Origin of the sequence: Micromonospora sp., assembly GCF_048594385.1 — a bacterium.
Lineage (GTDB): Bacteria > Actinomycetota > Actinomycetes > Mycobacteriales > Micromonosporaceae > Micromonospora > Micromonospora wenchangensis.
This window is the reverse complement of sequence record NZ_JBMDWU010000346.1, coordinates 1-11,252: the sequence shown is the minus strand read 5'-3', so window position 1 is coordinate 11,252 and position 11,252 is coordinate 1. Positions and strand designations below refer to the sequence as shown.

Sequence of the window (11,252 nt, the reverse complement as noted above, 5' to 3'; positions counted from 1 at the left end):
ATCTTCAAGTTGACGCAAACCTCTTGATCAACGGGGTTCGGCGGCGGACGCCGGGGGTTGGGGGTGGGTGCCGGGGGTTGGGGGTCAGGCCAGGGCGTCGAGCGCGGCGCGGTCCGCCGGGGTCAGCCGCAGTCGGGCGGCGGCCATGTTCTCCTCCAGGTGCCGTACCGAGCTGGTGCCGGGAATGACCAGCACGGTCGGCGAGTAGGCCAGCAGCCAGGCGATGGCGACCTGCGCACGGGTCGCACCGTGCGCGTCGGCGATCCCGTCGACGGTACGGCGTTGCGCGGCGCTGACCTCGGGCCCGAACGGCAGCGGTGGCCGCCCGTGCCGCGTACCGAGCAGTCCCGCCGCCAGCGGGAAGTACGGCACGAAGGCGATGTCCTCCTCGGCGCACCGCCGCAGCACGTCGAGGCAGTCCCGGTCGAGCAGGTGGAACCGGTTCTGCACGGCTGCGATCGGGATCGTCGCCCGCGCCTGGTCGAGCTGCCTGACGGTGACGCCACTGAGCCCGACGTCGCCGATCAGGCCCTCCTCGCGTAGCCGCACCATCATCGCGAACGACTCGGAGAACCGGACGTCGCCCGGACGCAGCAGCCCGTCCCCGCCGACGCGCAGGTAGACCAGCTCCAACCGGTCCCGGCCCAACCGGCGCAGGTTCTCCTCCACCTGCCGACGCAGCTGGTCGGGCGCGCCGGCGGGCACGAAGTCGCCCCACCTGTCGCGCTCCACCCCGATCTTGGTGCCGATCACCAGGTCGTCGGGGTACGGGTGCAGCGCCTCGCGGATCAGGTCGTTGGTCACGTGCGGGCCGTAGAAGTCGCTGGTGTCGAGATAGCTGACGCCCAGCTCGACCGCCCGGCGCAGCACCGCCAGCGCGCCCGCGTGGTCGTCCGGGGGGCCGAAGACGCCGGGGCCGGGCAGTTGCATGGTGCCGAAGCCCAACCGGTTGACGCTCAGCTCGTCGCCGAGCCGGAGCCGCCCGACCTCCGGTGCGAGCCTGTCCGACAGTGTCACCGCTGCTCCCCTCGGGGGACGCCACATCCCGCGACGCCCGTGTGTGCGGGCTGACCAGCGAGTCGGGTGCCCGCCTCCCGTCGGCCATCCTCGCGGACGACAGGGACACCGTCGCGCAGGTGGACACCGCGTGTCGTCGTCGGTGTGACCCTGGGTGAGCGCGGGTGCGGCGCCGGCGACGGGGTCAGCGCAGCGGGCGCGGCCCGAAGTCGAGTGCCCGGTCCACGCCGATGTGGAAGAACCAGCAGGCCGCCACGAGCGCCAGCGGTGTCCACCCGGTCGCGTCGAGCGCGTGCGCGAGGCCGTACCCGGCGAGCAGGACGAACGGGGCGACGTAGGTGTGCCCCAGGTTGTAGACGATCGCGCCGACGTGGTGGTCGACGGCGTAGCCGAGCATCGACAGGTCGAAGACGAGGAACAGGGCGAACAGCCACCACCAGGCGAAGCCCGCCAGCACGACGAGGACGACGGCCGCCGCGGCGACGGCCGCGCCCTCGATGCGGTAGAGGACGGGCACCGGGGTGGCCGGCGGTGGGGTGCGGGCGGGCGGGGCGGTCACCGGCCCTTCCAGTTCTCGAGGGCGGACACGACGCTCTCGACGGCCCGGTCGTAGCTGCGTTCCAGGTCGGCGGGGAGCGCGAACGCGCCGGCGGTCTCCAGGCTGACGAAGCCGTGCAGGACCGTGCGCAGCAGCCGGGTGGCGTCGACCGCGTCGTCACCGAGCAGCCGGTAGCCGACGAGCACCCGGTAGACCACCTGGACGGCGGCGTCGCTCACCCGCTGGTCCTCGGCGTCGTCGGGGCCGGGTGCCCGGACGGTCATCGGGTACTGCACCGGGTTCTGCCGGGCCCACCTGCGGTAGGCGGTGGCGAGGCTGCGGACCGCGTCGTCGCGGGCCCGGCCGACGCACGCCTCGGCGAGCGTCGCGGCCAGGTTCGCCTTGGCGCGCAGCATGATGCCCCGGCGGAGTCCCGGGAGGCCGTCGACGTGCTTGTAGAGCGACGGGACGCGGACGCCGAGGCTCCCGGCGAGCGCGGCGAGGGTCAGTTCGTCCTGCGGGTGCGCTTCGAGCAGGTGCGCGCCGCGTGCGACGACCGTGTCGGTGGTGAGGCCGGCCCTAGGCACGGGTGGTGATCCGGGCGAGGAAGTCGAGCACCGCCGCGGTGGTCCGTCCGGGCTGTTGGGACTGCGGGTAGTGGCCGGCCTCGGGCACCATGACCACCTCGCCGCGCAGGGTCTCGCCGATCCATGCGGCCTCGGCCGCCGGGTCCGTGAAGTCGGGGTCGCGCTCACCCATGACGACCAGCACGGGGGTGTCGACCTCGGCCAGCCGCGCCTCGGCGGACCGGTGGTCGGTCTGCCGCGCGGTGCGGGAGAACGCCGTGCCGTAGCCGGGCTGGCGGAGCTTGGCGACGACGGCCGCCCGGTATTCGGCGAAGTCGGCGGGTTTGGCGCCGGCGTACAGGGTGGGCAGGTAGGCCTTCCAGACGCCTGCCACCCAGAGCGGGGACGTCAGCACCCGGAGGAGGGTCCGCATGCCGGGCGGCTGCCGGGGGTTGCGGACGAACGGCCCGACGAGCACGAGCCCGCGGACCTGCCCGGGGTGCTCGGCGGCGACGATGACCCCGGCGCCGGCGGCCAGCGAGTTGCCCACGATGACGGCAGGCCGGCCGAGTTCGTCGATCAGGGCGCTGATGTCGGAGGCGGTCTCGGGGTCGCCGTAGGAGGTGAAGGTGGTGTCGCTGTCGCCGTGGCCGCGCAGGTCGGTGGTCGCCACCGTGTAGCCGGCGGCGACCAGGGCCGGGGCGAGGAACCGGTACGACGAGCGCAGCTCCGCCATGCCGGGGACGAGCACCACGAGGGGCCCTTCGCCCTGCAGGTCGTAGGCGACGCGGCCCTGGGGGCGGTGCAGGTAGCGGGTCGGTGGGCGGGTGCTGTTCCGGGAGTCCGTCATGAAGCTAGCTTAGCTAGCCGAAAAGCTAACGACAATAGCTTTGCCGGGAAGGGTGGCGTTCGGCACCCAACCGCGAAGCGTGTTCAGCAACATCGAATAACCGGCGCGCAGGCCATGCTGGTTACTATTCCTCTGAGCAACTTTCAGGTTGCTCATCGTGCTGGGGGGAGGTGCGATGAGTCCCGGATGCGCGGCGACCCTCCCGGCCGGTACGGCCCGAGGTGCCCGCCCTGCCCATGGCACCACCGTCGTGCCCACGGGCGGTTGCGGCCCCGTCGTCGCGGCTGCGCCGACGGCCGCCACCTGCCGTGCTTCCCGGCGTCCGCTGTTCACGGCGGTGCCGCCGCCGTTCACGTTCGGGCCGCCCGCTGCCGGGCGGCGGAGTCCCGCCGCAGACGGCGTCCGGGGGTGGCCACCGGTACCCTGGGGGGACGGATGCGCATCTCAGATCTGGCCAGGATCAGTGGTGTTCCACTTCCGACGATCAAGTTCTACATCCGGGAGCGGCTGCTGCAACCGGGCCGCCCCACCGCACGCAACCAGGCGGAGTACGGCGAGGAGCACCTCGCCCGGCTCCGGCTGATCCGGGTGCTGGCCGGCATCGGACGACTGAGCCTGTCCTCGGTGCGCCGGGTACTGGCCGCCCTCGACGACAAGGGACTGGCCCTGGGCGCGCAGTGCCGGGCCACCATCTGGGCGCTCTTCCCCGACCAGCCCGAGGAGGACGACGCGCCGGACGTCGGGCCGGCCCGGGTCCAGGTCGACGCGTTCATCGACCGGCTCGGTTGGGAGGTCGACGCCGCCTCCCCGGGCCGCGACACCCTCGCCCACGTGCTGACCGCGTTGCAGCAACTGGACGCCGACTGTGACATCGAGCTGTTCAGCGAGCACGCCGAGAGCGCGGAGCGGATCGTGACGCACGAGTTCCAGTACGAGTCGGCGCACTCCGCCACCGCGATGGCGGTCTGGAACGTGCTGTCGGAGGTGGCCTTCGAGGCGATGCGTCGGATGGCGCAGGAGAGCTACCTGGCGCGCCGCTACGCCACTCCGGCCGAACAGCCGGCCACCGCCTGAGCGGCCCCCACCGATGGATGCCGGGCCCGCCCGACCGTGACGACCGGCGCACCGGCACCCGCCGGTCAGCCGGTACGCGGCAGCGACGGCAGGTCGGCGGCGTGCACCACCGGTGGATCGAAGGTGCGCATGGGGCGCAGGGTGAGGTCGGCTCGGGCCGACCTGGCCGGGACGCCGACCGTCACCGGGCCATGGTGTCCGACCAGCAGTGGACGGACGCCGGTGGCCGGCCGGCGACGGTGCGTCGCGTGGGCCAGCACGAACCAGGTGCCCGGGGGCACCGGACCCAGCAGGTACGGCCCGGGGCCGGGCAGCACGGTGGAGCTGACCGGTCTGCCCTGCTGGATACGTTCCGGGAACAGCCCCACGAAGACCCAGTCGGGCGCCTCGCCGGGCAGCGCCCGGACCTGCCCGCGCACCGTCGGCCCGGTGGTCTCGGCCGGACCGGACCGGACCGGGCCGGGCGGCCGGCTCGGGTCCTCCCGCCCGGGGGCGCGGCCGAGCCGGCGGAAGCTGGAGGGGGAGAGACCGACGCTGCTGCTGAACCGGGCGCTGAACGTGCCGACGCTGGCGTAGCCGACCTGGTGACTGATGTCCGTGACGCTCCACGAGGTGGCCAGCAACAGGTGCTTGGCGCGCTGGAATCGAATCGCCGAGAGAAAGCGCCCCGGTGACACTCCGGTCACCCGGTGGAACACCCGGCAGAAGTGGTACTTGCTCAGCAGGGCGGTTCGCGCCATTTCGTCCACGCTGAATTGCTTTCCCAGATTCTGGTGCATTTCGGCGATGACCCGCCGGACCGCCCTGCTGCTGTGGTCTTCCATCGTGCCCCCGGCGAGCGTCATGGTGGGTGCTGGGCTGCGGCGACGCAGCTTCCTGCCGGCTCCGCTGTGCCCCCGGGGCGGTGACGGCAACTGGTGGGACTGATGGCGGAAAAAGGGCTTTGCGGTTATTTCGAATCAGCTGGCCTCAATGCTAGGGCACCCTCAATGCATGGTCAACGGCATGCAATGCGAATGGCGCTAACAGCTCCCTTTTCCGGATGCGTACCCCTCGTCTTGCCGGTGATGATTGCGGCCAAGGCCCGATGCGCCCGGCTCGGGACCGATGTCGGAAAAGCGATCCCGGTGGTTCACCCGTCGCCGGCCGTCGATTCGACCGTTGACCTGGGCAGCGAGGAACGCGCGCCCGGCCCGTCGCCGGGGCCGCGAGGAGAGACGTCCCGGAATGGGGAACACGATGACCGACGACGCCGACGACGAGGCCCGGCCAGGGCCCGGTCGCCCCCGTACCGCCAGCCGCCCGGCGGGCGCGGACCGGCCGCCCTCCGCCCTGGACGCCTGGGGACGGGCGAATCGGCGCGGGCAGTGCGACTGGTCCGAGCCGGACACCGAGCCGCACCTCATCCGCGGCCTCGACTGAACCGGCCCGACCCCGGCCCGACCCCGCGGCGTCGACCGAACCGGCCCGACCCCGCGTCGCCGTCAGCCGGTGGCCAGCGGCAGCCGGACGACGAACCGGCAGCCCTCGGCGATGTTGTGCACGTCCACCCGACCGCCGTGCGCCTCGACCAGCCCGCGCACGATGGCCAGCCCCAACCCGCCGGAGCCGGCCGGCGACCCGTTGCCCGGGTGTGGGGTACGTGCCGGCTCGCCCCGGAACGCCACGTCGAACAGCCGGGGCAGGTCCGCCTCCGGGATACCGCCGCAGGTGTCGGCGACGGCCAGCCAGGCGACATCGCCGTCGCGCCCGGCGTTGACCTGTACGGTGCCGTCGGCCGGCGTGTACCGCACCGCGTTGAGCAGCAGGTTGCCCACCACCCGGCTCAGTTCGGGTTCGCTCGCGGTCACCGTGGGCCACCCGGAGGCGGCGGACACCAGCCGGATACGGCGGGCGGCGGCCAGCGGCGCGGCGCCGGCCAACGCGTCGGAGACCACGTCGCCCAGCGGCACCGCCGACAGCGACAGCCGCAGCGCCCCGGCATTGATCCGGGACAGCTCGAACAGGTCGTCGACCAGCCGGGTCATCCGGTCGGTCTCCACCCGGATCCGGCGGTGGTACTCGTCGACCGTGTCCGGGTCGGCGACCACCCGGTCCTCCAGCGCCTCCGCCATCGCCCGCAGCCCCGCCAGCGGGGTCCGCAGGTCGTGCGAGACCCAGGCGACCAGGTCCCGCCGGCCCTTCTCGATCCGCCGCTCCCGGGCCCGCGCCTGGTCGGCCCAGACCGCCGCCGAGGCGAGCCGGCGGGCGAACAGCCAGCCGACCGCGAGGCTGACCAGCGCCGCCGCCGAGACGGTGATCAACACCACCTCCAGGTCGTGCGGGGAGAGGAACATCGCCTCGGCGATCACCGCCACCCCGGCCACCACCGCGCTCACCGTCATGGCCAGCAGCACCGTGACGTGCACGGTGATGGACCGGCCGCGCAGCAGTCGCAGCACCCCCGCGCCGAGCAGACCCACCCCGCCCGACGCGGCCAGCGCCGCCCCGAAGATCAGCGCCAGGTCAGTCATCGACCGGCTCGTACCGGTAGCCGACACCCCAGACCGTGACGATACGGCGCGGGTTGGCCGGATCGTCCTCGATCTTCTCCCGCAGCCGGCGTACGTGCACGGTCACCGTGGACTGGTCGCCGAACCGCCACCCCCAGACCCGTTCCAGCAGTTCGGCCCGGGACAGCGCCCGGGTGGGATGCTGCATCAGGTGGGCGAGCAGGTCGAACTCGCGCAGGGTCAGGGCCAGCTCCCGCCCGTGCAGCCGGGCCACCCGGGGGCCGGTCGACACGGTCAACCCGCCGTCGTCGAGCACCTGCGCCGCCGCCGTGACCGGCTCACCGCCGGCCCGGCGCAGCACCGAACGGACCCGCAGCACCAGCTCCCGGGGGGAGAACGGCTTGCTCAGGTAGTCGTCCGCGCCCAGCTGCAGGCCGAGGATCCGGTCCGCCTCGTCACCCCGGGCGGTCAACATCACGATGGGTACGCCGTCCGGCCGCTGCCGCAGCCGTCGGCACACCTCCAACCCGTCGAGCACCGGCAGCATCACGTCCAGGACCACGAGCTGCGGCGGCGCGGCGGCCACGGCGGCGAGCGCGGCGGCCCCGTCCCCGACGTGCTCCACCTGGTATCCGGCGTGCTCCAGATAGCGGCACACCACGTCGCTGACCGTCCGGTCGTCGTCGACCACCAGCACCCGCTGCGCCACCGGCACCTCCCCCTCGTGCCGGCCAGCGTAGCCCCGCGCACCCCCGCCGCGACCCGCCGGAAACCTTGCCAGGTGCTTACGGTCCGCGCGCCTCAGGCCGCCCGGCGGTCCCGGGCCTGCGCCCCGTACGGCTGCGCCGTGACCGGGCGGGGCTCGTCGAGGTCGTCGAGCCGCAACCGCCACCGGGACCGGCCGGTACGCCGGGGATGCGACGGGCCGGCCGGACGCGGACCCAGCCGGTACAGCAGCACCGTGATCAGGTAGCCGCCGACCAGGAACCCGTGGCTGACCAGCCGGGGCACCGCCACCTGCGCGGTGACCAGGTCGTTGACCGACAGCAGGACCAGGGTGGCGACGAAGGCGCTGAGCATCGGCAGTAACCCGGCCGGCGGGGTACGCCGCAGCGCGACGAAGAGGAAACCGGCACCCACCGCCACGTTCCACGCCGCCGACTCGTGCCACAGGTGCTGCCCGGCCGGATGCAGGTGCTCGGCGTTGACACCCTGACCCACCTGGGCCAGCCCCAGGGCGAGCTGGACCGCGCCGAGCAGGCCCAGCGCCACCCGCAACCCGGTGACCAGCCCACCGGGCCACCGCACGACGCGCCTGGGGGCCGGTGGCGGCACGGCGGCGAGGATCGACTCGGTCAGGTCGGGTGCGGTCGCCGTCACCACCCGGGTCCGGGCCCGTCGGGTCACCATCGCGGCGACCCCGTGCCAGGCGCGGCAGTCCGCGCAGCCGTCGAGGTGCGCCTGCACCGCCACCCGCTCCTCGGCGGTCTCCTCCCCGTCGAGCTGGGCCGACAGGATCTCCCGCCACGCTGCGCACCGCATCGGGCGATTGTCGCTCATCCCGGCACCCCGTCGGGGCAGCGCTCCGACAGGGCGTACCGCATCAGCACCACGTCGCCGATCTGGCGTACCTCGGCGAGCCGGGCCCGCCGGCCCGGATGCCACGGGAACGCGCCGTCACCGACGAACCGGGGGGCCCGCCGGTCGCCGACGAAGAACGGGGCGACCACGAGGTGCAGCTCGTCGGCGAGGCCGGCGGTGAGGAACTGGGCGTGCACCGACGCGCCGCCCTCCACCATCAACCGCTGCACCCCCCGGCCGGCCAGGTCGGCCAGCACCCGGACCGGGTCCAACGGGTCACCCGCGTCGACCACGGTGGCCAGCCCGGACAGCAGCTCGGTGGTCTTGTCCACCGCCGGCCCGGCGCAGTAGACGACCTTCTCGGCGTCCCCCACGGTGAAGAACCGGGCCTGCGGGTCCAGCAGCCCCCGGGCGGTCATCGTCACCTTCACCGGCGACGGCGGCAACCCGGCGGCCTGGCGGGCGGCCCGCAGCCGCGCCGAGCGGACCATCAGCCGCGGATCGTCGGCCCGGATCGTGCCCGCGCCGACCAGGATCGCGTCACACCCGGCCCGGACGGCGTCGATGCGCTCCATGTCCTCGGCGTTGGACAGCAGCAGCCGCTCCCCGGTGGCGTCGTCGATGTAGCCGTCGATCGACGTGGCGCAGCTCAGCAGCACGTACGGCCGCCCGGTCGACGCCGGTACGGCGGTGGCCGTTGTCGCCGGTACGGCGGTGGCCGCCGCACCGGCCGGTACGACACCCATCTCAGTTCAACGACGGCAGGTCGACGGCCCGGGCGGCGGCCCGGCTGGCCTTCGCCGCCAGGTAGTCGGCGTTGGCGGGGGAGAGGAACACCCCGGTCGGCACCACCTCGGCGACCGCCACCCCCAGTCGGGTCAACTGCTCGGCCTTGTCCGGGTTGCTGCTCAGCAGCACCAGCTCCGGCACCCCGAGCACCGCCAGCATCTGCGCGGCGGCCCGGTAGTCCCGTTCGTCCTCGTCGTGCCCGAGCGCCACGTTCGCCTCGTAGGTGTCCAACCCGGCGTCCTGCAGGGCGTACGCGTCCAGCTTCGGGTAGAGGCCGATGCCGCGCCCCTCCTGCCGCAGGTAGAGCAGGAAACCACCGGCGTCGGAGATCCGCTGCACCGCCTCGCGCAGCTGCGGGCCGCAGTCGCAGCGCTGGCTGCCGAAGACGTCCCCGGTGAGGCACTCGCTGTGCGGGCGGACCAGCGGCGCCGCCCCGCCCGCCGCGTGCCGGCGCAGCGCGCCCGCCCAGTCGCCCAGCCCGAACGCCAGGTGCTCCCGCCCGTCCACCAGCCCCTCAAAGGAGAAGACCCGAGCCGTGGTGGCGTACCCGTCGGGGAACCGCAGCGGGACCGTGACCTGTGTCCGGACCGTCGCGGCCGGCAGTGCGTCGTACATGTGTCTCCTCTGTCAGGCGCTGCCGGCCAACCCGGCAGCGGGTACCGGTGAGGAACCACCCTGGCTTCCCACCGTACGGTCACCCGGTCGTCCGCGCAGCGCGGACGGGTGACCCCGCAGCACCAGCACGGCGGCACCCGGCAGGGCCGCCACCAGCACCAGTGCTCCGTACACCAGGGCGGTCGCCACCCCCTCGGCGGCACCCAGGCCGGCCGCCCCGAACGCCCAGGCGGCGACGCCCTCGCGCGGGCCGAAACCCGCCATGTTGGCGGGCAGGCCCATCGCCAACAATGCCAGCAGCGTCAGCGGCACCAGCACCGCCAGCGGCGCGGTGACCCCGGCCACCCGGGCCGCGAGCACGAACGTCGCCAGGTGACAGCCGACCACCACCGTCGAGGCCAGCAGCACCCCCGGCCCGGTCCGCCGGCCCAGCAGGCCGGCCCGCACGTCGGCGACGGCGGCGCGCAGCGCGCGGGCCCGCCGCGACGGCCCCGACCGGGGCAGCACCCGCACCAGCACCACCAGCACCAGGCCCACCGCCACCGCCACCGCCGTCACCGTCGGCAGGTACGGCCGCACCGGCGACGGCAGCGCCAGCAGCAGTGCCGCCGCCAGCACCACCTGGACGAGCTGCCCGGCGGTCCGCTCCCAGACCACCGCGCGCACGGCCCGGCCCAGGTCACCGGCCTCCCGGCCGTGCCGCACCGCCCGGTGCACGTCGCCGAGCACCCCGCCGGGCAGCGTCGCGTTGAGGAACACCGCCCGGTAGCAGTCGGCCACCGCCGTGCCCAGCGGCAGCCGGATGCCGAGCGCCTCGGCGACCAGCCGCCACCGCCACGCGCAGCCGACCGTGGCCAGCGCGCCCAGGGCCAGCGCGCCCAGCACCGCCGGGGCGTCGATCCGGCGCAGCCCGGCCAGGGCCGGACCGGTGCCCAGCCACCACAGCAGCGCGCCGACCAGGGCCACCCCGCCCAGGTTGCTCAGCCAGGCCCAGGCGGTACGGGCGCGGGCGGGTGACGTGCCGGTGGCGTCGGATGACACGCGGTTCCTCCTCCGGAGATCCTGTCCCTTCTCACGTACCGGCCGGCGAACCGGTTCATTCCACCCCGGCGAGCAGGTCGTCGTGGCCGACGGTGACGGTGAGCCGGCCGGCCGCCGCCTCGGCCCGCCGCCACCGGGCGTACCCGGCCGTCCGGTCGGCCAGGTCGGGGCGCTGGGCGACGGCCGCCTCCAGCCAGCCGTCGAACCACTCCACGATCAGTTCCGCCCGCTGCGGCCCGAGCCGCCACGGGGTCTCCCGCACGGTCACCGGCATCCCGTGCCGGGCGAACTCGGCGACGGTCACCCCGGCGGCGTCCGGGCCGAGCAGCACCCGGCCGTCGACCGTACGCCGCTGGTGGGCGTCGAAGGCGGCGGCGACCTCGGCGTCCAGCGGGTCGGCGGGGTCGAACCGGACCCGACCGACCACCGAGAGCACGAACAGGCTGGGGCAGCCGACGCCCGCGCAGGCGGCCACGATCCGGGCGATCTCGTCGGCGGTGAGCATGTCCAGCAGCGCCGACGCGGTGACCAGGTCCGCGTCGGCCAGGTCGGCGGGGGTCAGCCGGGTGATGTCGCCCTGCCGGGTGAGCACCCGCACCTGGCTGCCGTCGGCGGCCACCGGCACCGCCGCGCCGGCCCGCTCCAGCAGCCCCGGGTCCCGGTCGTGCAGCACCCAACGCTGCGGGCCG

At 74.3% G+C, this 11,252-nt stretch carries 15 protein-coding genes; 3 read left to right on the top strand and 12 right to left on the bottom strand.

Annotation, left to right across the window (positions count from 1 at the left end):
• Positions 1-84: 84 nt before the first annotated feature.
• The 4 genes from ACOJTC_RS18625 to ACOJTC_RS18610 form a co-directional block, all read right to left on the bottom strand.
• A complete protein-coding gene (locus ACOJTC_RS18625; protein ID WP_420117835.1) occupies positions 85-1,017 on the bottom strand; it encodes an aldo/keto reductase in 933 nt (310 codons plus the stop codon).
• A 184-nt stretch (positions 1,018-1,201) separates the two neighbouring features.
• Entirely contained in the window at positions 1,202-1,576 is a 375-nt protein-coding gene (locus ACOJTC_RS18620; protein ID WP_420117834.1) for a DUF4260 family protein, read from the bottom strand.
• Entirely contained in the window at positions 1,573-2,142 is a 570-nt protein-coding gene (locus ACOJTC_RS18615) for a TetR/AcrR family transcriptional regulator (protein ID WP_420117833.1), read from the bottom strand. Before ACOJTC_RS18615 ends, ACOJTC_RS18620 begins: the two co-directional genes overlap by 4 nt.
• Entirely contained in the window at positions 2,135-2,971 is an 837-nt protein-coding gene (locus ACOJTC_RS18610; protein ID WP_420117832.1) for an alpha/beta fold hydrolase, read from the bottom strand. The genes ACOJTC_RS18615 and ACOJTC_RS18610 overlap by 8 nt, the downstream gene beginning before the upstream one ends.
• 435 nt (positions 2,972-3,406) lie before the next feature.
• Here ACOJTC_RS18610 and ACOJTC_RS18605 point away from each other — a divergent pair, with 435 nt between their 5' ends.
• Positions 3,407-4,045 (top strand): MerR family transcriptional regulator, encoded by a 639-nt coding sequence (locus ACOJTC_RS18605; RefSeq protein ID WP_420117831.1) that lies wholly within the window; start codon positions 3,407-3,409, stop codon positions 4,043-4,045.
• 65 nt (positions 4,046-4,110) lie between these two features.
• Here ACOJTC_RS18605 and ACOJTC_RS18600 read toward each other — a convergent pair whose 3' ends face one another.
• Positions 4,111-4,869: a helix-turn-helix domain-containing protein gene (locus ACOJTC_RS18600; protein WP_420117836.1), complete on the bottom strand. Its 759-nt coding sequence runs from the start codon at positions 4,867-4,869 to the stop codon at positions 4,111-4,113.
• On the opposite strand from ACOJTC_RS18600, the gene ACOJTC_RS18595 reads away from it, so the two are divergent.
• A complete protein-coding gene (locus ACOJTC_RS18595) occupies positions 4,832-4,972 on the top strand; it encodes a hypothetical protein (protein ID WP_204923625.1) in 141 nt (46 codons plus the stop codon). The two genes, ACOJTC_RS18600 and ACOJTC_RS18595, sit on opposite strands and share 38 nt — an antisense overlap.
• A gap of 312 nt (positions 4,973-5,284) precedes the next feature.
• On the top strand, positions 5,285-5,467 hold the full coding sequence (locus tag ACOJTC_RS18590) for a hypothetical protein (RefSeq protein ID WP_204923034.1): 183 nt from the start codon (positions 5,285-5,287) through the stop codon (positions 5,465-5,467).
• A gap of 62 nt (positions 5,468-5,529) precedes the next feature.
• Here ACOJTC_RS18590 and ACOJTC_RS18585 read toward each other — a convergent pair whose 3' ends face one another.
• The 7 genes from ACOJTC_RS18585 to ACOJTC_RS18555 all read right to left on the bottom strand — a co-directional run.
• Complete coding sequence (locus tag ACOJTC_RS18585; protein ID WP_204923033.1) at positions 5,530-6,558, bottom strand: sensor histidine kinase; 1,029 nt, start codon at positions 6,556-6,558, stop codon at positions 5,530-5,532.
• Positions 6,551-7,246 carry a response regulator transcription factor gene (locus ACOJTC_RS18580; RefSeq protein WP_204923032.1) on the bottom strand — a complete coding sequence of 232 codons (696 nt, stop codon included), beginning with the start codon at positions 7,244-7,246 and terminating at the stop codon, positions 6,551-6,553. The genes ACOJTC_RS18585 and ACOJTC_RS18580 overlap by 8 nt, the downstream gene beginning before the upstream one ends.
• 92 nt (positions 7,247-7,338) lie before the next feature.
• Entirely contained in the window at positions 7,339-8,079 is a 741-nt protein-coding gene (locus ACOJTC_RS18575) for a zf-HC2 domain-containing protein (protein ID WP_204923564.1), read from the bottom strand.
• Positions 8,080-8,093: 14 nt separating this feature from the next.
• On the bottom strand, positions 8,094-8,864 hold the full coding sequence (locus tag ACOJTC_RS18570; protein WP_420117830.1) for a RibD family protein: 771 nt from the start codon (positions 8,862-8,864) through the stop codon (positions 8,094-8,096).
• A 1-nt stretch (position 8,865) separates the two neighbouring features.
• Positions 8,866-9,522: a GTP cyclohydrolase II gene (locus ACOJTC_RS18565; protein ID WP_204923030.1), complete on the bottom strand. Its 657-nt coding sequence runs from the start codon at positions 9,520-9,522 to the stop codon at positions 8,866-8,868.
• Positions 9,523-9,534: 12 nt separating this feature from the next.
• Positions 9,535-10,563, bottom strand: a complete 1,029-nt coding sequence (locus ACOJTC_RS18560; protein WP_420117829.1) for a lysylphosphatidylglycerol synthase domain-containing protein — start codon at positions 10,561-10,563, stop codon at positions 9,535-9,537.
• 55 nt (positions 10,564-10,618) lie between these two features.
• Positions 10,619-11,252, bottom strand: a 634-nt coding sequence (locus ACOJTC_RS18555) for an SAM-dependent methyltransferase (RefSeq protein WP_420117828.1), incomplete at its 5' end; no start/stop codon positions are given.

Bases quoted from the DNA above. Each gene is read 5' to 3' on its own strand.
- ACOJTC_RS18590 (WP_204923034.1), top strand. From the start codon at position 5,285: ATGACCGACGACGCCGACGACGAGGCCCGGCCAGGGCCCGGTCGCCCC.
- ACOJTC_RS18605 (WP_420117831.1), top strand. From the start codon at position 3,407: ATGCGCATCTCAGATCTGGCCAGGATCAGTGGTGTTCCACTTCCGACG.
- ACOJTC_RS18595 (WP_204923625.1), top strand. From the start codon at position 4,832: ATGACCCGCCGGACCGCCCTGCTGCTGTGGTCTTCCATCGTGCCCCCG.
- ACOJTC_RS18565 (WP_204923030.1), bottom strand. From the start codon at position 9,522: ATGTACGACGCACTGCCGGCCGCGACGGTCCGGACACAGGTCACGGTC.
- ACOJTC_RS18575 (WP_204923564.1), bottom strand. From the start codon at position 8,079: ATGCGGTGCGCAGCGTGGCGGGAGATCCTGTCGGCCCAGCTCGACGGG.
- ACOJTC_RS18610 (WP_420117832.1), bottom strand. From the start codon at position 2,971: ATGACGGACTCCCGGAACAGCACCCGCCCACCGACCCGCTACCTGCAC.
- ACOJTC_RS18585 (WP_204923033.1), bottom strand. From the start codon at position 6,558: ATGACTGACCTGGCGCTGATCTTCGGGGCGGCGCTGGCCGCGTCGGGC.
- ACOJTC_RS18600 (WP_420117836.1), bottom strand. From the start codon at position 4,869: ATGGAAGACCACAGCAGCAGGGCGGTCCGGCGGGTCATCGCCGAAATG.
- ACOJTC_RS18570 (WP_420117830.1), bottom strand. From the start codon at position 8,864: ATGGGTGTCGTACCGGCCGGTGCGGCGGCCACCGCCGTACCGGCGACA.